Raw genomic sequence first — 20,315 nt, 5'->3', positions numbered from 1 at the left:
GATGCCGATCCACATTGGTGGAGTTCTTCGCGCGGCTTTTCCAGCAGGGGTCCTTTGTTCAGTTCTTTCAGGGCTCTTGTTGGCCTGCAAGACCAAGCCACCTGCGACCACGGTTGTCGCGCGTACCGACAAAGAAGCCATTTGGAACATGCCCCTCGTGGCCCACAACTGGCTTCCGCATTTCGAGGACACGACCATCAGGCTTTTGAACGATACGCTCGAGACGCAGTGCTGGTGGAAAGGCCAACCGTTGATAGCGGCGTACATGAGCAGTTCGAAAAACCTGAGGCGAGTCGACAGTTGTTTGTGTTGGGATGTGCGCTACAGGAAGCGTACCTGGCTGATCGAAGGGGAGGCCGTCCATAAGCCGATCGATAGCACGTTGCTCGCTCGGCTTGACAAGAACGATGGGGCCTATTCGTATTCGAGCGTCGCAGGGGACCAGAGGACACTGTTCTTCGATACATCTACTGTTGTGTTGACCGACACACTTTATGTTGAAGACCTGCGCACCGGCGGGATGGTCATGGCGGCCACAAGGTTCTTCAAGGTGCGAACGGCCCCCTGAAAAGGAAAAGGGCGCCGCTCGGACACCCTTCTCAAAGAGGTCGGGTTCGTTAGATCCCCAAATTATCCTTGAAGGCGCGGAACTCGAGGTCCTTCTTCGCCTTGGCGGCCATGTTGGGGTCCTTTGCAACGGCCTGTGCCAAGCTGTTGCGCACCATGTCACCGTTGCTTTGGCGGGCACCGATGATGGCCATGAGGTAGTGGCCCGTGGCCGTGTCCTTGTCAGGAGCGGCTTCCAGGATGCGTTGTGCACCGGCGGCATCACCACCGAGCACTTTGGCCAACGCAGCGTTCACGCTGTTCGTACCACCGAAGTTGGTGCTGGCGCTGCCGTAGTTGCCGTTCTGGATATCGATGAGGCCCATGTTGTACTTCACGTCAGGGCCTGCGGCGGTGGCCTTCTTCAGCATTTCCATGGCCTTCTTGCGGTCGCCCTTCTGGCGTGCGATGACGGCCAGGTTGTTCGTGCTCACCGGATTATCGGTGATGCTGTTGGCCTTTTGGAAGCTCGCCTCTGCATCGGCCATGCGGTTCTGCATGAAGTGGATGGTACCAACGTTGTTGGAGCCGCGCCAATCGTTCGCGTGCACGCGCTCGCACTCCTTGTAGATGCGCAGCTTCTCGTTCGGGTCGTTGGTCAGCGTGGCGGCATACAGCAGCTCTTCAGCGTTCAGGCTATCGGGCATCGAGCGGCTCATGGTGGTGAGCTCTTCGTCGCTGTAGCCTACTTTCTCGTAGTTCACAGTGATCACGGTGCGGCGCAGGCTCGGCAGGATGTCCTCGGCGATCTTGGTGTAGGTGGCGGCCATGTCCTTGATCTGGCTTTCGCGCTTCTGCACGTCGGGTTCCATTTGCATCACGCGCAACACCAGATCCTTGTCCTCGAAGTTGCTGGCCTGCATGGCGCTCTTGAAACCTTCCCAGTCCTCGCCGTTGGCGTTGAGCACATAGAGCGAGTCGTTCTTACCGGCCGCGATCTTGTTCGAGTTCAACTGGCCCTTGAGCCAGTTCTTGCCGCTTGCGGCGCGATCGTCGGCCAGATTGGCGTTCATCTGGATCTCGCCCTCGGGGCTGGCCCAAGCGTCCATCGTGGCGTTCTTGATCACGATGCGCTCGTTCTTGGCAATGCTCTTGAGCCACTTGCTCATGTCCTTGATATCGGCGTCGTTCATCTCGCCGGGGCGCAGGGTGCTGCTCGCAACGAGGTAGTTCAGCTGGGCCGTGGTGGTGTGGCTCGTGATGCGCTGGAAAGCGTCGGCGCCGATGATCACTTTGTCGTCGCTCAGCATCAGGTAGGGCGTGGTGATCACGCCGTCAGCGATCTTCACTTCATCGAAGGGCTTCTCCTTCTTGCCTTGCTTGCCGAGGATCCGCACCTTCAACTCGCTCACTTCCATCTCGGGGCGGTAGGCGATCTTGTGGGTATAGGTGAAGTCCTTGCCGGTTTCGTAGGGGATGACGGTGCAGTTGCCAGCGGCCTTTTCACCCTGGAAGCAGGTCATCTTGTAGGGCGTTTCGCCACCTGCATAGACCAAGGTCGGGGTCAATTCCGCAGTGGCCTTCTTGTAGAAATACTTCCCCGGGAAATTGCCACGCACGTTCAGCTCCACACTATCGCCTTGTACGATCAGCGGATTCGGATCCACCGTGTACTTGATGTTCTCAACGTACTTGTTCATTTTGCCGATACCTCCGCAACCGATGAGCAGGGTGGCGGCAAAGGCAGTGGTGACAATGGCTTTCAACGGACGTGGTTGCATGTGCGTGGGAATAGGGGGCCTTAACAGGCCGCAAGTATAGCCGCGCCCATGGCGGTGTTTTCGGCCAACCGACCAACACTTGTCCACATTCGACGGGTGATTCAGAACCGCAGTACGGCAGGCGATCCCGGGCCTTCAGCCGCAAGGTTCATCAGCAGCCGATCGAAGGCTTCGACATCGTGCAGGAGGTCGGTCCGCTCGAGGTCCACGATCAGCACTTGGGAGCCGCTTTGCTTCTGAAGGTGGTCGAGGTAGCGCTCCTGCAAACGGGCCAAGTACTCCTCCGGTATGCTCTGTTCATAGGAACGCCCGCGCTGCTTGATGCGCTCGCGCACCCGTTCCATGGGCAGGTGCAGGTAAACGATGAGCTCAGGCTTGGGCAGGTCGCCGTACATGATGGTGTACAGGTCGCGGAAGAGGGCGTACTCGTCCGGGGGCAATGTGGCACTGGCGAACACCAGCGACTTGCCTATGCTGTAGTCGGCAATGGTCAGCGGAGCGAACAGATCGCGGTCGGTGATGCGCTTGAGCTGGTGGTAGCGTTGCGCGAGGAAGCTGAGCTCAACACTGAAAGCATAGCGCTCCGGCTCCTCGTAGAAGCGAGGCAGGAAGGGGTTCTCGTCGAATTCCTCCAGCACCAAGCGCCCGTTGTAACGCTCGCTGAGGCGCTTGCACAGAGTGGTCTTTCCGGCGCCGATCAGTCCCTCTACCGCGATGTAACCGTACTTCATCCAAGGCGCAATGCTAAGGGCGGCGGTCGCATGCGAACGCTGCCGACCGCCTCGTGAAGCGCGGATAATGCACTTGCGAGACGACCCTTTGCCACGGGCTAGCCTCAGATCGGCGCTGTGGCAGGTCGACGGATATGTCATCCAAGCGTCATGTTCAATCTTTTTTGCTTATCTCCTGAACATTTTGGACGACTTATTGTTCATGTTTGCCGTCGTAATGACTAAACAATAACACCGATGAACCCCAACCTAAAACCCGCAGCCTTCGCCCTTGGGCTGCTGTGCACCAGTGGTGCATTCGCCGAGGGTGGTGGTGTTGCCCGTGTACAGGTCATCCACAACTGCGCCGATCTCGCCGCTGCTTCCGTGGACGTCTGGCTGGACAATGCCCTGCTCTTGGACAATTTCGTTTTCCGCAGCGCGTCGCCGTTCATCGATGCCCCTGCGGGCGTGCCGTTAAACGTGGGGGTCGCGCCACCGAACAGCACCCAGGCCAGCGACGCCATTTTCAACCTGTCGTTCACATTGACGGCAGGAGAAACCTACGTGGTGGTCGCAAGCGGAACGATAAGCCCTATCGGCTATTCACCAGCGACGCCGTTTTCGCTGGAGGTCTTCGCGCAAGGACGAGAGGTGGCCAATGGTGGCCCTTTGTTCACGGACGTTCTTGTGCTCCATGGCGCGACCGATGCGCCTATGGTGGACGTTTACGAGAACGTGGTGACCAACTCCACGGTGGTCAATGACCTTTCATACCCCAGCTACGCGGGATACTTGGAACTGCCCACGCTAGACTTCGGATTGCAAGTGCGCACGGCCGATAATTCGACCATTGTGGCAGCCTATGAAGCTCCTCTTGCCACTTTGGGCCTGGGCGGGGCGGCCATCACTGTTTTGGCCAGTGGATTCCTCGATCCTGCGGTGAACAGCGGTGGGCCTGCGTTCGGCCTGTTTGCCGCGCTCGCATCCGGTGGTCCCCTTGTACCATTGCCAACGGCTTCCATCCCCACTGCCCGCGCACAGATCATCCACAATTGCGCTGACCTCGGCGCCAGCACTGTGGACATCTGGCTGAACAATACGCTGCTCATTGACGATTTAGAGTTCCGCACAGCGTCCCCTTTCGTGGACCTTCAAGCAGGGGTGGACCTCACCGTAGGCGTTGCACCGCCCAACAGCACCCAAAGCAGCGATGCACTGGTGCAAGTGAACTACAATTTGGAGGACGGTTTGACCTATGTGCTCGTGGCCAGTGGTACGCTTGGTGGTCCGGGTTATCAGCCTGCAACGCCCTTCAGTATCGAAGTCTTCGACCAAGGTCGCGAGGCTTCCAATGGTGGAGCGATGATGACCGACGTGCTCGTTTTGCATGGCGCCACGGACGCACCTAACGTTGATGTTTTCGAGAGCGATGTGGTGGGTGCAATGATCGTTGATGACCTGAGCTACCCCTCTTTTGCGGGTTACTTGGAACTTCCCACGGCCGATTACACGGTTCAAGTGCGTACAGCCGACAACAGCACTATCGTGGCAGCCTATGGTGCCCCATTGAGCACCTTGGGCCTGGGCGGTTCAGCGCTGGTGGTGCTGGCCAGTGGGTTCCTCGATCCCACAGTGAACAGCAACGGACCGGCGTTCGGCCTCTGGGCCGCATTGCCAAGCGGTGGTGCGCTCGTGCCTCTCCCATCCGCTTCCATCCCCACATCCCGACTGCAACTGATCCACAACAGCGCCGATCTGGCCGCGAGTACCGTGGATGTCTGGCTGAACAACACATTGCTGTTGGACGATTTCGAGTTCAGGACCGCATCACCGTTCGTGGATGCGCAGGCGGGGGTGGACCTCAATGTTGGCATCGCCTTGCCGAACAGCACACAGGCCAGCGATGCCATTTACAACCAATCGTTCAACCTCGAAGCCGATGAGACCTATGTGGTCGTGGCCAACGGCATCGTCAGTTCTTCGGGCTACAACCCTCTTCAGCCCTTCAACCTGTATGCCTTCGCCGGTGCGCGCGAAGTGGCGAACACTTCCACGAACACGGACATCCTCGTCTTCCATGGCGCCACGGATGCACCCGTGGTGGATGTAGCGGAGACCGCTGTTCTAGGAGGAGCCACCCTGGTGGACGACCTGGCCTACGGTGAATTCAACGGCTACCTCGAAGTAGCCACCGGCGACTATGCACTGCAAGTGCAGGACGAACAGGGTGCGCCTCTGGTGAACTACCAAGCACCGCTTGCGCTCCCAGGCCTCGATGGTGCCGCCTTGACGGTTCTTGCCAGCGGCTTCTTGGCGCCCACGCAGAACAGCAATGGACCTGCTTTCGGCCTTTGGGTAGCACTGGCCGGCGGTGGCGACCTGGTGGAACTCCCGCTCATCACCAGCGTGGAAGAGAACGATGTGTTCGCCGGAAGCGCGCTTTGGCCCGTGCCGGTGAGCGATGTCCTGAGCGTGGAACTGAAGGCCGATGGAGCCCGTGATGCACAACTCAGGGTGATGGACGCGACCGGTCGGGAAGTGATGTCGGTTGCCGACAACATCGCCTTGAACGGGGCCACTCGTCTCGAAGTACCGGTAAGCACTCTGGCACCGGGCCACTACTCGTTGCAAGTCCTCTCCGGCAACGCCGTGAAGAGCATGGTTTTCCATGTTGCACGCTGACAGGGGCAACGGTCCTGAGGAAGGGAGCTCCGGGGATCCGGGGCTCCCTTTCCGGCGTCCTTGGGCGAACAAACCCCGAGCCCTTGGCAATGCGCCGCAGCGAGGGAGCCGGGAAGACCGCACATTTGCGTCCGTGCCCACCAGTCCGTTCGCCACGCGCTTCAGCATAAGCGACCTCGAGAACCTTTCGGGGGTGAAGGCCCATACCATCCGCGTGTGGGAACGGCGCTATGGTCTCATTCGGCCCGCGCGGACGGATACCAACATCCGCCACTACAGCGTGGAGGAGCTGCGCGACCTCCTGAACATCGCATACTTGAACACCAGCGGTGTGAAGATCTCCAAGATCGCCGCGATGACGAACACCTCGCGCGAAGAGAAGGTGCGGGAATTGGCGAACGTTGCGGATGCTGGAAGCATGCTCAAAGAACTGGTCATGAGCATGCTTCACTTCGACGAGGCCCGGTTCGAGGATCGCTGCAACGTGTTCTCCATGGAACACGGCTTCCGGGAACTCGCCGAAGGGGTCTTTCTTCCCTTCATGATGCAGGTCGGGCTGCTCTGGCAGTCACGCAGTATCCGCCCGGCGCACGAGCATTTCGCCAGCAATCTCGTTCGTCGTCGTCTGGAAGCGGAGACCCGCTCATTGACGGTGGCGTCCGGCCCCCCCACCCACATCCTCTATTTGCGCGAATTCGAGGTGCACGAGCTCGGCCTGCTTTACGCCAACTATCTCCTACGAAGTGCGGGCAAGCATGTGATCTATCTCGGCCAGAGCGTGCCCCTCGGCGATCTGGTCCACTTGGCATCAACGCTCTCCGGTCCGTTGGTGATGGTGACCGTCCTCACCTCCAACTTCGATGGCGGTACGGACCGTTTCCTCTCGGACCTGGGAGAGCATCTGGGGCAGTCGTTCATATCCCATTGGCTGACCGGACCTAGCGCCGTATCCGGAAGTGGCACGGAGCTGCCATTGAACGTGCGTGTCTTCGGGCACTTCACGGATATGGTGCCTCTTCTGCTGCGGTAAGCCTCAGCCCTGCGGCCGGTAGAACGTTGCGCGCCCCTTCTTCACATGGGCCATGACGAGTTCCGTGGTGCCCACTTTCCTTCCGATGGGACCGAAGTTCTGGTGCGCGATGATGAATACGCCCGGTGCTTTCACCTCCATGACCACAGCCGTGTGATGGGGCATTGTCATACGGTTGCGGCTGTTGCCTTCCTCCCATTCCAGCTCAACGTCCTTGAACTGGATGATATCCCCCGGAAGGATGCTGTCCTTGCCGGGGTCGAGGACGACACCCCAGCCATAACTGCCGTCCCAAGTAGCGCCAGCATTGTTGAGGGCTTCAGCCGCAAGGTCCCAGCATTCACCGCGGCCGACCTTCTTGCCCATCCGTTCCTGCGCAAAGTCCACCACCTGTTCGTTCACAGTGCCCGGCTTCTGGCGATAAGAGGTGTTCGTGGCCTGGGCGCTCGTTGTTGATGCTGCAAGAAGAAGCATCAACGCTACCGAGGTCTGGCGTGCACCGATGCTCATGGAACTTGGCGGGTGTTGGGGACCGAAGGTATCCCCGGAAAACGGAACCGTCGGCTCAGGTCGGTCCGCTCGTACGCTAGAGCCGGGCTCCCCTTCCTGAAAAGCCAACGCAGGGTTCCGTCGTCAGCTTGTGCCACAAGTCGACGAACACGCAACAGCAGCACCTCTAACTTTCCACCCAAAGCAAATCGGTCAATGATGGTGGTTTCCCGTATCGTGTTCGTGATCGCCCTGCTCCTGGGCAGTCTCCATGTCCTCGCTCAACCATGTGCCGATCATAAACGGCTGACGAGTGCTGCAACGCACACCAAAGCCGACGCTTCGCGCAGTGACAGCATCGACATCCTGCACATCTTGATCGACCTTGATCTGACACCGGTGGACCAGGGCATCATCAAGGCCAAGACCACGCTGCGTTTCGCTCCCAAGGTGAACGGCATAACGGAGCTGCCGTTGGACCTGCTTGACCTCACCGTTGATTCCGTGACGATGAACGGCGGAACCCTCGCCTTCAACCAGAACGGTGAACTGCTCACCATCAACCTCGGCGGCACCTACGATCCGGCCGACACGTCGCAACTCACGGTGCACTATGGTGGCGACCCAACCATCGATGGCAGTGGCTGGGGCGGCTTCTATACCAGTGGCAGCATCATCTACAACCTTGGGGTCGCCTTCGAGTCCCAACCGCATTCCTATGGCCGGGCCTGGTTCCCGTGCTTCGACAATTTCGTGGAGCGCAGCACCTTCGAGTTCATCGTACGTACCGACCTCAACCGGCACGCTTGGTGCAACGGCGAGCGCCTTTCCGAGACGGACCTGGGCGGCGGCCTGTGGGAAAGCCACTGGAAGATGGAGGGCAACATCCCCAGCTACTTGGCCTCCGTGGCCGCCAGCAACTACACCGCGGTGAACGACACGTTCCCGAGCATTGGTGGTGGCAGCGTGCCCGTGCATTTGGTTGCCCAACCAGCAGACACCACGGACCTGAAGAACTCCTTCACTCACCTGAAGGAAGCCTTCGATGCGTTCGAGGCAACCTTCGGTGCGTACCGCTGGGAGCGCGTGGGCTACTGCCTTACACCGCAGGGCGCCATGGAGCATCCCTGCAACATCTCCTACCCTACCTCTATCGTGGATGGTGGCCTTCAGTTCGAAGCCACCATGGCCCACGAGCTCGCCCACATGTGGTTCGGCGATCTGATCACGTGCGCACGGGCGGAGGAGATGTACATCAACGAGGGCTTCGCGGAGTACCTCAGCTATCTGTTCCTGGAAGCGGTTTACGGCAACGAGCGCTACATGGAAGAAGTGCGCAACAACCACCACGACATGCTCCACACCGCACACGTGACGGACGAAGGCTGGTATGCGTTGAACGCGGTGCCGCAGGAGTTCACCTATGGTGAACACACCTACAACAAGGGGGCCGATGTGCTCCACACCTTGCGCGGCTACCTGGGCAATGCACTTTTCAGCAGCGGCCTGACCAACGTGCTCAATTCCTATGCGTTCAATGACATCAGTACCACGGAACTACGCGACCAATTGGCGGCATCCACCGGTGTGGACCTGACGGACTTCTTCAGCGATTGGATCGAGCAACCGGGTTGGGCCGCGTTCGAAGTGGACGGCTTTTCCTCGTCACCGAACGGTGGCGGATACTCCGTCACCGTGCAACTTCAGCAGAAGCTCCGCCACGCGGACCATCTGTACAGCAATGTTCCCGTTACGGTCACCTGTGTTGGTGCCAACGGCGCACTGCACAGTGAACTGCATTCCCTGAGCGGTGCGAACTCGACCATCCAGCTGCAATCACCATTCGAACCGGCCATGATCTGGTTGAACAACGACGAGCGCATCAGCCTGGCCATGACCGCCGAACAGGACACCATCACCGGCACGGGGACCAACCAATACAACCTCGCCAATTTCCGCATCACCGCCAACACGGTGCCCGACACGGCCATCGTCCGCGTGGAGGAATACTGGGTGGCAGCGGACGACCTCACCGATGAGCCGTTCGCCTACGTCGTTTCACCCGACCGCTACTGGCGCTTCACGGGCTTAGTGCCCGCGGGTTGCGACTTCAGCGGCCGTATCACCTTCGATGGAAGGCCGACCGCAGCGGGCTCATACGACGTGGGACTTGTCCAGGACTTCGGTGGTGTGGCATTCCATGAGGACAGCTTGGTGCTGTTGCACCGGAGCTCGCCCGGAATGCCGTGGACACGCGTGACCACGGCCACCGTGAACACCCAAGGAAGCCCCACGGACGGTGCGGGCCGCATCGATTTCACCGCACTGCAACTGGGCGAATACACCCTCGCTTGGCGCAAAAGCGCGGTGGGCATCGCCCCCACCACTGCGCCGGAAGTAGCTGCCTGGAACGTGGTGCATGATGCCGCCCATGGACTGGTCTTGGTGACGAATGTTGCGGGTGCGATGCCCAATGGAACCATCAGCTTGATCGATGCGCAAGGAAGAACTGTGAAAGACACCACCATCACCGGCGCCCGCTTGGAACTGAGCATCTCGGATATGGGCCCCGGTGCGTACCAAGTGCTGCACAATGCATTGAACACCGCGCCACGGTGCATCGGTCGCGTGGTGGTGGCCGCTCGCGGTCAGTAACCCAAGGTCCAGCGTGTAGCAAGCACCGCCGTCACCCGCGACGTGATGGGCCGCACCACGTCCGTGCTGATCATCTGGAGGCCTACGCCGTAAGTGCCTTCCAATGCGACATCCAAACGGCGCTTGATCCTGAAGCCGGCGCGCAATCCCACATGGCCACGCAGATAACTGCACCTCCTGCCCGGATACTGTTCCTCCAGGCTTTCCACCTCTTGCGTTCCATCGACCACACGTAGCTGCGTGTAGTTGAGCACGACAATGGTGTTGCTGGTGGTAGTGCCGATGTTGGCGCCGAGCGACGCACCGAAATAGAACGGCCGTGTTTCATCGGTGCGCCAACGCCGCTCCAGGCCCAGCGCCAGTTCGTTCTGTGAATAGAGGTAGATGGTTCCCAGCCGGTAGAGCGAATCCGTGCTCGCCACGGAATCATGCTCCACCACAACCCCTGAGGTGCGGCCGATGAAACGGTCCAACGAAACCCTCCATTGGTGGCCTGTGATGTTGCCATTGTCCCAGCGGCTGATGCTCACATCCTGTTGCGCATGGATGGCCAGCGAAGCCGACAGGAAGTAGATGAAGTCATAGTCTTGGTCCGCGTCAACCACATTGGCGCTGCGCGCGAACTGCTGCATCACGGACAGGTCGTGGGCCTTGGTCCACGCCGCTTCGAATCCGATGGTGTGCCCGAAGTTGCGCACCTTCCATTGGCGCTCCTGCTGCCAGTAGTTCGTGCTGTCGGTCGCGGCATCCTGGGCATGCAGGCGCACCCCGCACAACACGAGGAACAACGCACTTCCAGCAAGGCGGGCCATGCCCCGAAGATGGTGCACGCCGCGCGAACCCGCATTGCGCTCCCACCGATCGCGCCGGGTCAAAAGTTCTCCCCCCGCGCAATAAGCGGCCCTGTGCTGCGTACCCACACCCTAACACCTGACCTGTACACAAGCCGCACATGTTGGCATGGGCCCGTGCACTATGCGTGGCGCTGGGGAATAGGTTCGTGTTCAACCGCCAATGACCTCCCGGTCCGAGGTCCGAAAACACCTAAACCCTTACGAACATGGAGACGATGAACAGAACGTTGGGGAGGAACAGGCTTGCGGCAATGCGCGCAAGCAATGGCACTGGAAGTGCCATCAACAAGCAACACGGTAGCCGGGCCGACCGGCATGCAGGTGGTTGGTGGCGGCGATGTCGATGGGCGGGGATGATGCTGGCGGGGATGTGCGGAGGGGTGGTGATGGGGCAGCCTTACTACATCTCGGAGCTAAACGGAAGTGATGCAACAGGCGACGGAAGCTTGGGGAACCCTTGGAAAACCTTTCAGCATGTTCAGACCCTGCTCAATGGTGGAGTGGGGAACACCACGTTCTTCTTTGAACGCGGCGGGCGTTATCCGGGCAAACTCACTGTTGACGCCCCCGGGAACGATGGGTTGACTTTTGCCGCTTATGGTGCTGGTGCGAGGCCGGTATTCTACGGTGACGTTAGCGTGCCAAACCTGCAGATCGAGGGCGGTGGCGCGCCAGCGAACCGGTACATCAGCACGGGTTTTGGTTTTGTTCCTGGCTTCGTGTACGAGAACGGAGTGTTGCTGCATCATGCTCGATACCCGGATACCGGTTAGTTGGAAACAGATGCCGGCACCAACGCCTTTGAACTTGTTGATGCAGCCTATCCCGGAGCTGCCTGGATAGGCTCGGAGGTGGTGCTGCGTTGCGCGAACTGGCAGTATGACAAGGGTACAATGGGCGGCCCTGGTCTTCAGCAGAACGGTTGGTCGGTGGCTTCGACGCTGAACTTGGAATTCCTTTTCGACGGCACCACCGCTGGCTGGGGGTACTTCCTCCAGAAGCGCTTGGAGGATTGTGATGCTCCTGGTGAATGGCATGCGAACGGGCAGGATCTCAGGGTAATGAGTCTCAACGGGGGTGCACCGGGAACGATCACGGCTGCTGTCTGGGACAAGGGACTCGACTTCCAGAATGCCGATAACTGCACCGTATCGGACATACGCTTCGAGCGCTACATCATCACGGGGTTGTACAGCGAAGACTGCAACTCCTTGCATGTCACGGGTTGTGAATTCGTGGAGTGCACCCAAGGCATTGGCGAGGATCCGCCACCACCCGGCAATGCGAACTGCCAGTACACCAACAACCTGTTCCAGCGCTGCTACACGCTCGGTCTTCTGAGCAGTGGTTCCAACGCGTTGATACAAGGTAATGACTTCGTCGATATCGGCTTGGAGATCGGCATGGGCGCTGGCGTGTACGGTGACTACCGTGGATTGCTGTCCACCGGCCCCGGCGTGACCATCACCGAGAACACCTTCACGAACATCGGCTACTCTGCCATGGATGTGAACGGCAGTGGCACCATTTCACGTAACTACATCAACGGGGCCTTGAAAATCCTGAACGATGGAGGTGGAGTGGCTGTTGACGACTGTGATGGCCTTGTCATAGAGGACAACATCGTCAGCGGGCTCTCTACGAACTTCCCGAACAATGCGGTGAGCACGTCCAAGGCCTACTATGCCTATCAGGACATCAGCTTTGGCATCTACTTCGGTTTCTTCAGTGTGAAGAACACCCGCGTTGAGGGGAACACCGTCACCGGTTGCTCGGCGGGAACGCACATTGATCACACGCACTTCAGCGAGAACAATCGGATACTGCGCAATACCTTCTTCGACAATGCCGTGCAACTGAGCGTCAGCGATGCGTCGAACGAGCAAACGGACGACGATTGCTCCTGCCCTGTCTACAAACCCTCATACAACGACCAATACTCCGGCAACATCTGCTACAGCATCAAAGAAGACCAACGATGCTTGCAGGTGCTCAACGCGCACGCGGACTCATGGGCAGGCGCTGAGCCGCTGGTGGATTTCGGCACCTTCAAGGACAACTACTACTTCAACCCGTTCAGCGACCTGCCGGTTTGGATCGTACCGAAGTATGTGACCTACGACGACCAGCCGGTGCCGATGACCTTGGAACGCTGGAGAGCATGGTTCGATGAGGACGTGAACAGCCATGCAAGCCCAGTGCATGATGTGGAGCCGAATGACTTTACCCTCAACACTGGGGTGACGGTGACTGTGACGGACCCCGACTTCAGTTCGTCGGGTTCTGGATGGAGCAGCTCCAATGGCGCGGCCCCTACCTTTCCGAACCAGAACGGGAACATTTTCATGCGGACCTCGGGTGCGGAGATAGTCCAGAACCTTTCGGCATTCCGCAATGTTCAGCGACCGGCGGATGAGGGTTATTGGCTGTTCGAGTTCGACGCAAGGTCCGATATGCCCGGTGCGCTCGAAGTATTCCTGCTGAACAGGTTCACTTACCTCCCGGCCCCCACCGGCGGATTCGTTGATGTGGGCCCTGAGTGGAGGCACTACAGTGTGCCTATCCTGTTACCCGGGGTATCGCCTGATCCGAACTGCCCAATCGAATGGATCTACTCCCACTTCCGCGACCCCGAATTCCTTGTAGGTGCCACGCAACGGACCTTCGACATCGACAACGTGGCCGTTGCGAAGCAAGACGGCACCCTGGAACCCACTGACGAACACAGGCTCTTCATCTACATGGATGACGGTATCCTGGCGATGATGCGAACAACCCGTACGATATCGCGACCTACACGCTCGCCCCCGGCTGTTGGAGTGACGTGTACGGCAACATCTACACCGGTTCCGTTACCGTGCCTCAGGACTTTGGCAGTGTCGTTCTATACAAGCTCAACACCGGCTTCGACATCTCCGCAGGCTACATCGTTAGCGGCGACGAGGTATGGACCGACGACGCGAACATCAAGGGCGTGGTTGAGGTGCCAGCCAGCGCATCGCTCACCATCGACGGGGCCACGATCGGCTTTGCCGACAGCCGCATCGATGCAAATCCTCTCACACGCGTGGAGGTGCACCCGGGAGGTTTGCTGAAGGTGCAGAACGGCGCCCTGCTCACCAACGTTCCCGGAAATGGTTGCGCCAGCAGTATGTGGGATGGCATACGGTCCATCGGCGATTCCGACCCCAATACGGACAACGGACGTGTAGAAGTGTACTCCGGTGGTACGATCGCTAATGCCATGACGGGCGTTCTGTGCGGTGAGGCTGCCGACATCATGAACCCCGGCTTCAGCAGCGCCAACAGCAAACCCGGCTGGGTGTTCTGCACGGATGCCGTCTTCGAGAACAACCTGCACGATGTGGTCATTCACGGGCGACCGGGTGAGGTCTTCGGGGAAGACTACTGGGACATTCCCTACTTCGAGAACACCCAATTCCGAACCACGCGGCACTTGAACTACGCCGCCCTCGACCCCAAGACCCATGTGCGTGTAGCCGACCATGGCCAGGTGCTCTTCGTGGGCAACACCATGAGCAACGACCTGCCCACGCACACCGAAAGCCATCGCATGGGCTACGGCATCGAGTCGTTCAATGCCAACGTGGCCGTGTGGCCGAACGGTGCAACACCATCCCTCTTCAGCAACCTCGACCACGCCGTACACAGCACGGCGGCCTTCGGCTCGCCGTACACCAACATTATCCAAAGCCAGTTCACCAACAACATCTGCGGCGTGTATGTGAACGGCATGCCCGGCTTCAGCGTGCGCGGTTGCAACTTCGAGCTGGGCAAGTGGAGCGTGACATTGACTGACGCAAGCGAAGAGTTCTGGCTGGACCACCACCGCGCCATCTTCAGCACCGATGCTTACGCCTTCAGCATCCAGGACAACACCATTGCCCCCTCTGTGGATGCAAACCCGACTGTGGAGAAGGAGGGCATTGTGGTGGGTTATGTGCGCGACCACAACGACATCGTGTACAACAACACCGTAAGCGGCATGCGGCGCGCCTATGTGGGCGAGGGCATCAGTGCCGATGTGAACGGCGGGCAAGCCAACTTCCTGGGCCTGCAGTTCCAGTGCAACCAGAACAACGGCAATGCAACGAATCTCTCGAGCAGCATTGCCATTTCGGACCTGATCAACCCCGACTTGCACACCATCCGTGGCCACCAAGGCTCGCCACAATTGGCGGCAGGCAACTCGTTCGATCAGAACGTAACCAACTGGGACTTCGAGATCACCACGGAGTTCGTACCGCAGATCAACTACTATTACGAGCAAGGTCCCGCCGCACAGGAGCCGCTGTATTTCACCAGCGTTCCGGGCGTACACGAACTGGTGCCCGTGCCCCTCACCGGGCAAACCAGCGCCTGCACCAACCCCGGCCCCGGTGTGGTGGGCGGCGGGCAAACCGTGGGCACCCTGCGCCCCGCTTTGCAGGCACACAAGCTGGAGTACGGTAACACCCGCTACCTCTACGACCAGCTGATGGATGGCGGCAGCACCGATGAAGTGGTGCTGGAGATCACCAATGCCTGGCCCCAGGATGTTTGGGAGCTGCGCGACTACCTGCTGTCGCTAAGCCCCTACCTCAGCGCCGAAGCCCTCAAGAGCCTCATCAACAAACCTGCCCCGGTGGCCATCAAGACGGAGATCTGCGTGGCCAACCCCGACGGCACCAAGGAGGAAGGCTTCCTGGAATGGGCCCGCGACGAGGCCGACTATCCCCTGCCTCAGTATGCCCTGAACACCATTGTGGCCAGTTGGGACGAGCGCACCTACCGCACCGAACTGGAGGTGCAGTTGGGTACGCAGCACGCCAACATGACCCAAGCTGCCAACCACCTGCTGTACTTGTACCAAACCGATACGGTGCCACCGGACACCGTGCGCGCCTTGTGGCAACAAGTGCGCACCAACAGCGCACGTTATGCCGAGGCCGCCTTGCTCATGGGCACCGGCAACCACGCAGCCGCCTACGCCGTAGTGGAGGCCATGCCTACGGAGCGCGAACCCAACGAAAAAGAAGAAGGCGAGCGCGTGAACATGCTCGCCTTTATTGCTGTGCTGCGCGATGCCGCCTTGGACAACCGCGATGCCTATCATTTGGACGGCACCGAATTGGGCGTGTTGGAAACCCTGGTAACCGACCACTACGACAGGCCGAGCCGCTGGGCCGCCAACCTGTTGTGCGCCGCATACGGGCAGTGCAGTCCACCACATACCGGTGGTGCAGGCGAACCACGCAGCCCGTCGCAGGCCAACGCGAACGAGACCGACAACGCGACGGAGGTCACTATCGTTGTTCACCCGAACCCCGCTTCGCAATGGGCGGCAGTGGACTACGCACTCCCCTACACTTCAGATAGGGCTACTTTGGCGCTGCGCGACATGAGCGGTAGGCTCTTGATAACCGAACGACTTGGCAACCAAATAGGCCAACACTTACTGGACACCAGGGCACTGGCAAATGGCGCTTACTACGTGGAACTTGAAGTAAATGGCAAAGTGGAACACGCTGAGAAGCTCTTGATCGCACGATGAATCGGAACGTCTCCTTGGGTCTCTTGTTCAGCATGGCCGCTAGTGCGGCCATGCTGGGCAGGGCCCAAGCGCCGTTCTCTGTCGATACGTCTTTCCAAACAGAACTGATTTCACAAGCGGTGAACTCAGTGGTTGTCCTTTCCGACGGGAAAGTGCTATTCTCTGGGCAGATGATGTACCCCGGCGATCTGACTTGGCGAGGGGCATCCCGGGTCTGGCCAGATGGTACTCGCGATTTGGGTTTCCCTGGATTCCCAGCATCCACAGGGGGGGGGGGGATTGCCCCTTGGAATGGTCAGTACTATGTCACAAATGGACTTGTGCGTCGGTTGATGGCCGACGGCGTAGTGGATTCAAGTTTCATCATGATGAACAATGGGCCTTACTTTACCTCAGGGCAAAGCGGAGGATATCATGTGTACCCTGACGGTCGCATCCTGATGAGCGGTGGGCACACCTTAAGTGACACGCTCAGGGGGTTTATTGGCAACTATGGCTTGATCTGGTTCAGCAACACGGGCTACTTGGACACCACCATGATCCATCGGCGCGGCAATGGCGCTTTGCTGCGTTTCAAGGAACTGCCCAACGGCCAGTTCATCGGTGCGGGCAACATAACGGAGTGGGAAGGAGAGCAGGTGGATTGGCTCTTCCGGATGAACAGTGATGGCAGCCCGGACACCACATTCCGTACGGGTGTTTCCGTGGGCAGCGCCAAGTGCTTTTTGCCGATGAATGACGGCCGGGTGTATGTAGGTGGCAATTATAGGCGCTCCCAGGCGCCTAACGATACGATCGAACTCGCACGGTTCAACGTGAACGGTTCGATCGACAGCACGTTCGCCATTCCTGTGTTCACCGATGATACGCTCAACGGTCCGTTCATCGGGCCGAGTGTGATCAACCTATATCCATGGGGGGAAGGCATACTTGCAGTGGGGCAATTCCGGTATGTGAATGGCGAGCCGCGTAGTGGGATCTGTGTCTTCGATTCGATGGGTACTGTGCTGCCTTGGTTCGATGATTGTGGTGTGGGTTTGTTCGATGATGGATTTCTGGTCAACGCGGCAATTGTATCGGTCACCTTCGATACAGCGAATCAGCACATGTATGTCTGCGGTTCCTACTGGGATTACAACGATGGCACCACCAACGACCCGGGGCAACGCTTCGTGAGCCGTTTGCACTTGGGCAACTTCGGGATGGGGGTGCAGGAGGAGAACACAACTGCGCGCAGAGAGCAATTCCTTGTGTTTCCGAACCCGGCGAACCGCTCGGCAACCGTGCAAGTGCAACTGCCCGCTTCCATGCAGCGCAATGGTCCCGACGCGTCGGGACGAGGACGGCTGCGCTTGGTGCTCGTGAATGCACAAGGGCAAGTAGCCCACGAGCAAGCAGCGCAAGACGGCGCCAACACGCTCGACTTGTCTGCGCTAAGCGACGGGTTGTACTACGTGCATCTAGCGCAAGGCACAACGTGGCTCAGCGGGGCCAAGCTTGTTGTGGAGTAAGCCCCACCGCTTTTCCAACACCCGCCATTCACACGGGATCAGGCGCAAGCGATCGGTCACGCTAGCCCACGTACCGCAGGCGCCGACCCGGGTACACGGCCACCTTGCTCAACTGCTCCTCGATGCGGAGGAGCTGGTTGTACTTCGCGATCCGGTCGCTGCGGCTGGCGCTTCCGGTCTTGATCTGGCCGCAATTCGTGGCCACGGCCAGGTCAGCTATGGTGCTGTCCTCCGTTTCACCGCTGCGGTGGCTCATGACGACGGTGTAGCCGTTCTTGTGCGCCAGCTCAACGGCCTCCAACGTTTCGGTGAGCGTGCCGATCTGGTTCACCTTCACCAAAATGCTGTTGCCGATGCCTTCGGTAATGCCTTTGGACAGTCGCTCCGTGTTGGTCACGAACAGGTCATCGCCCACCAGCTGCACTTTGCTACCGAGCGCTTCGGTAAGCTGCTTCCAGCCTTTCCAGTCGTCTTCCGCCAGGCCGTCTTCAATGCTCACGATGGGGTAGCGCTTGCACCAGTCCTTCCACATGCCCACCATGTCGGCGCTGCTCAGCTTATCGCCCGTGCTCTCCAAGGTGTACACGCCCTTCTTGCTATCGTAGAACTCGGTGCTCGCCGCATCCAGTGCGAGCACCACATCGTCGCCGGGTTTGTAACCGGCCTTCTCGATGGCCTGCATCACCAACTTCAGGGCCTCTTCGTTGCTCTGTAGGTCCGGCGCGAAACCGCCTTCATCGCCCACGTTGGTACCGAGCTTCTTGCTCTTCAGCACCGCCTTCAGGTGATGGAAGATCTCGGCGCCCATGCGCAGGCCCTCGGCGAACGTCGAAGCACCCACGGGCATCACCATGAACTCCTGGATGTCCACCTTGTTGTCGGCATGCGCACCGCCGTTCAGGATGTTCATCATCGGCACGGGCAACGTGCGCGCCCCTGCCCCACCTACATAGCGGTAGAGCGGTAGCCCGGCTTCGCTGGCGGCGGCCTTGGCCACGGCGAGGCTCACACCCAGCATGGCGTTCGCGCCGAGGTTGCTCTTGTTGTCCGTGCCATCCAACTGGCACATCACGCGATCGATGATCACTTGGTCGGCCACGTTCGCGCCGTGCAGCTCGTTGTTCAGCGTTTCGTTCACGTGCTCCACCGCCTTCTGCACGCCTTTGCCCAGGTAGCGCTTCTTGTCGCCATCGCGGAGTTCAACAGCCTCGTGCGCGCCGGTGCTGGCACCGCTGGGCACCGCGGCACGGCCCATGTGGCCGGCTTCCGTGTACACGTCCACTTCAATGGTGGGGTTGCCGCGGGAATCGAGGATCTCGCGGGCGGCGATCTTGGCAATAAGGCTCATGCTGTTGGCTTAGGCGTTCTGGAGTTGGCCGCGTGATACGCTGATGTGCGTCCGCATGTTCTCCACGAAATCGTCGAAGAGGTAACGGGAGTCGAACGGACCGGGCCCTGCCTCCGGGTGGTATTGCACGCTGAACACCGGACGGTCCTTCAGGCTGAAGCCAGCAACAGAACCGTCGTTCAAGTGCACGTGCGTGATGGTGATGGCGCGATTCGCTTCGGCCTGCTTGCGGTTCACCACGAAGCCGTGGTTCTGGCTCGTCACCTCATCGCGGCTCGTGATGAGGTTCTTCACCGGATGGTTGATCCCGCGATGGCCGTGGTGCATCTTCTCCGTTCCGATGCCCTGGCTCTCGGCCAGCAATTGGTGCCCGAGGCAGATGCCGAACACGGGCAAACCACTGTCCACGATGGATCTCACCAAAGCAACACTTGCCGGCATGGCACCGGGGTCGCCGGGGCCATTGCTCAGCAGAAAACCGTGCGGCTTCCAGGCCAGCATTTCGCTCATCGGCGTGGTCATGGGGAAAACCCGTACGGTGCAGCCCCGCTCCACCAAGCAGCGCTCGATGTTGGTCTTCACACCGAAATCGACCAGCGCCACGCGGTACTGGCCTTCGCCCACTGTGTAGGCCGCCGGTGACGTGACTTTGCTGCTGAGCTCAAGCCCGGCCATGTCCGGGGCTTCGGCCAAGGTGGCTTTCAGCACGTCCACATCCAGGGTGGCGCTGCTGATCACGGCGTTCTGTGCTCCGTTATCGCGGATATGCCGCACCAGTTTCCGTGTGTCCACATCGCTGATGCCCACCACGCCGCCCTTGGCCAGGTGATCCTGCAAACTACCGGAGCCTGCGGGCCTGCTCCACACCTCGCTGAACTTCTTCACCACCAATCCGGCGATCTTCAAGCTCTTGCTCTCGGTCTCGTCAGCGTGCACGCCGTAGTTGCCCACGTGCGGTGTGGCCAGCACCATGATCTGGCCGGTGTAGCTCGGGTCCGTGAAAATCTCCTGGTAGCCGGTCATGCCGGTGTTGAAGCAGATCTCCCCAACAGTAGTACCGATGGCGCCGATGGCCCTGCCCCTGAAAACGGTGCCGTCCGCGAGCAACAACAAGGCTTCGGGACGGTGACTGATGAGCATCGGCTGGTAAGC

General features: G+C 59.6%; 13 protein-coding genes. 6 read left to right on the top strand and 7 right to left on the bottom strand.

The features are described 5' to 3' along the window. Positions 1 to 79 precede the first annotated feature (79 nt). On the top strand, positions 80 to 568 hold the full coding sequence (locus IPJ76_11110) for a hypothetical protein (GenBank protein ID QQR85166.1): 489 nt from the start codon (positions 80 to 82) through the stop codon (positions 566 to 568). Between the two features lie 49 nt (positions 569 to 617). On the opposite strand, the gene IPJ76_11105 is transcribed toward IPJ76_11110, so the two are convergent. Together IPJ76_11105 and IPJ76_11100 are read right to left on the bottom strand one after the other, a co-directional pair. Beyond that, positions 618 to 2,327 carry a hypothetical protein gene (locus IPJ76_11105; GenBank protein ID QQR85165.1) on the bottom strand — a complete coding sequence of 570 codons (1,710 nt, stop codon included), beginning with the start codon at positions 2,325 to 2,327 and terminating at the stop codon, positions 618 to 620. A gap of 101 nt (positions 2,328 to 2,428) precedes the next feature. Beyond that, positions 2,429 to 3,058 carry a deoxynucleoside kinase gene (locus IPJ76_11100; GenBank protein QQR85164.1) on the bottom strand — a complete coding sequence of 210 codons (630 nt, stop codon included), beginning with the start codon at positions 3,056 to 3,058 and terminating at the stop codon, positions 2,429 to 2,431. Positions 3,059 to 3,295: 237 nt separating this feature from the next. Between IPJ76_11100 and IPJ76_11095 the strand changes: the two genes are divergently transcribed. Beyond that, positions 3,296 to 5,722 (top strand): DUF4397 domain-containing protein, encoded by a 2,427-nt coding sequence (locus IPJ76_11095; protein ID QQR85163.1) that lies wholly within the window; start codon positions 3,296 to 3,298, stop codon positions 5,720 to 5,722. Positions 5,723 to 5,855: 133 nt separating this feature from the next. Continuing rightward, positions 5,856 to 6,752: a MerR family transcriptional regulator gene (locus IPJ76_11090; GenBank protein ID QQR85162.1), complete on the top strand. Its 897-nt coding sequence runs from the start codon at positions 5,856 to 5,858 to the stop codon at positions 6,750 to 6,752. A gap of 3 nt (positions 6,753 to 6,755) precedes the next feature. On the opposite strand, the gene IPJ76_11085 is transcribed toward IPJ76_11090, so the two are convergent. Continuing rightward, positions 6,756 to 7,262: a hypothetical protein gene (locus tag IPJ76_11085; protein QQR85161.1), complete on the bottom strand. Its 507-nt coding sequence runs from the start codon at positions 7,260 to 7,262 to the stop codon at positions 6,756 to 6,758. A 195-nt stretch (positions 7,263 to 7,457) separates the two neighbouring features. On the opposite strand from IPJ76_11085, the gene IPJ76_11080 reads away from it, so the two are divergent. After that, a complete protein-coding gene (locus tag IPJ76_11080; protein QQR85160.1) occupies positions 7,458 to 9,896 on the top strand; it encodes a hypothetical protein in 2,439 nt (812 codons plus the stop codon). Here IPJ76_11080 and IPJ76_11075 read toward each other — a convergent pair. Both IPJ76_11075 and IPJ76_11070 read right to left on the bottom strand, forming a co-directional pair. Further along, positions 9,890 to 10,708, bottom strand: a complete 819-nt coding sequence (locus IPJ76_11075) for a hypothetical protein (protein ID QQR85159.1) — start codon at positions 10,706 to 10,708, stop codon at positions 9,890 to 9,892. The two genes, IPJ76_11080 and IPJ76_11075, sit on opposite strands and share 7 nt — an antisense overlap. A gap of 455 nt (positions 10,709 to 11,163) precedes the next feature. After that, positions 11,164 to 11,499, bottom strand: coding sequence for a hypothetical protein (locus IPJ76_11070; protein QQR85158.1), 336 nt, complete (start codon positions 11,497 to 11,499; stop codon positions 11,164 to 11,166). Between the two features lie 24 nt (positions 11,500 to 11,523). Here IPJ76_11070 and IPJ76_11065 point away from each other — a divergent pair, with 24 nt between their 5' ends. Together IPJ76_11065 and IPJ76_11060 are read left to right on the top strand one after the other, a co-directional pair. Next, on the top strand, positions 11,524 to 13,845 hold the full coding sequence (locus tag IPJ76_11065) for a right-handed parallel beta-helix repeat-containing protein (protein QQR85157.1): 2,322 nt from the start codon (positions 11,524 to 11,526) through the stop codon (positions 13,843 to 13,845). Positions 13,846 to 16,636: 2,791 nt separating this feature from the next. Then, positions 16,637 to 17,815, top strand: a complete 1,179-nt coding sequence (locus IPJ76_11060; GenBank protein QQR85156.1) for a T9SS type A sorting domain-containing protein — start codon at positions 16,637 to 16,639, stop codon at positions 17,813 to 17,815. Between the two features lie 61 nt (positions 17,816 to 17,876). Here IPJ76_11060 and eno read toward each other — a convergent pair whose 3' ends face one another. Beyond that, a complete protein-coding gene (gene eno, locus IPJ76_11055; protein QQR85155.1) occupies positions 17,877 to 19,163 on the bottom strand; it encodes a phosphopyruvate hydratase in 1,287 nt (428 codons plus the stop codon). 9 nt (positions 19,164 to 19,172) lie between these two features. Next, positions 19,173 to 20,303, bottom strand: coding sequence for a glutamine-hydrolyzing carbamoyl-phosphate synthase small subunit (carA, locus tag IPJ76_11050; GenBank protein QQR85154.1), 1,131 nt, complete (start codon positions 20,301 to 20,303; stop codon positions 19,173 to 19,175). Positions 20,304 to 20,315 lie beyond the last annotated feature (12 nt).

This window comes from Flavobacteriales bacterium (genome assembly GCA_016699575.1).
Lineage (GTDB): Bacteria > Bacteroidota > Bacteroidia > Flavobacteriales_F > PHOS-HE28 > PHOS-HE28.
Note: the sequence above shows the minus strand (reverse complement) of the source record. Positions and strands in the feature narration are given on the sequence as shown.

Excerpts from the sequence above, each read along its gene's own strand:
- IPJ76_11105 (QQR85165.1), bottom strand. The coding sequence starts at position 2,327 with ATGCAACCACGTCCGTTGAAAGCCATTGTCACCACTGCCTTTGCCGCC.
- IPJ76_11100 (QQR85164.1), bottom strand. The coding sequence starts at position 3,058 with ATGAAGTACGGTTACATCGCGGTAGAGGGACTGATCGGCGCCGGAAAG.
- IPJ76_11095 (QQR85163.1), top strand. The coding sequence starts at position 3,296 with ATGAACCCCAACCTAAAACCCGCAGCCTTCGCCCTTGGGCTGCTGTGC.
- IPJ76_11085 (QQR85161.1), bottom strand. The coding sequence starts at position 7,262 with ATGAGCATCGGTGCACGCCAGACCTCGGTAGCGTTGATGCTTCTTCTT.
- IPJ76_11080 (QQR85160.1), top strand. The coding sequence starts at position 7,458 with ATGATGGTGGTTTCCCGTATCGTGTTCGTGATCGCCCTGCTCCTGGGC.
- IPJ76_11075 (QQR85159.1), bottom strand. The coding sequence starts at position 10,708 with ATGGCCCGCCTTGCTGGAAGTGCGTTGTTCCTCGTGTTGTGCGGGGTG.
- IPJ76_11070 (QQR85158.1), bottom strand. The coding sequence starts at position 11,499 with ATGATGCAGCAACACTCCGTTCTCGTACACGAAGCCAGGAACAAAACC.
- IPJ76_11060 (QQR85156.1), top strand. The coding sequence starts at position 16,637 with ATGGCCGACGGCGTAGTGGATTCAAGTTTCATCATGATGAACAATGGG.
- eno (QQR85155.1), bottom strand. The coding sequence starts at position 19,163 with ATGAGCCTTATTGCCAAGATCGCCGCCCGCGAGATCCTCGATTCCCGC.
- carA (QQR85154.1), bottom strand. The coding sequence starts at position 20,303 with ATGCTCATCAGTCACCGTCCCGAAGCCTTGTTGTTGCTCGCGGACGGC.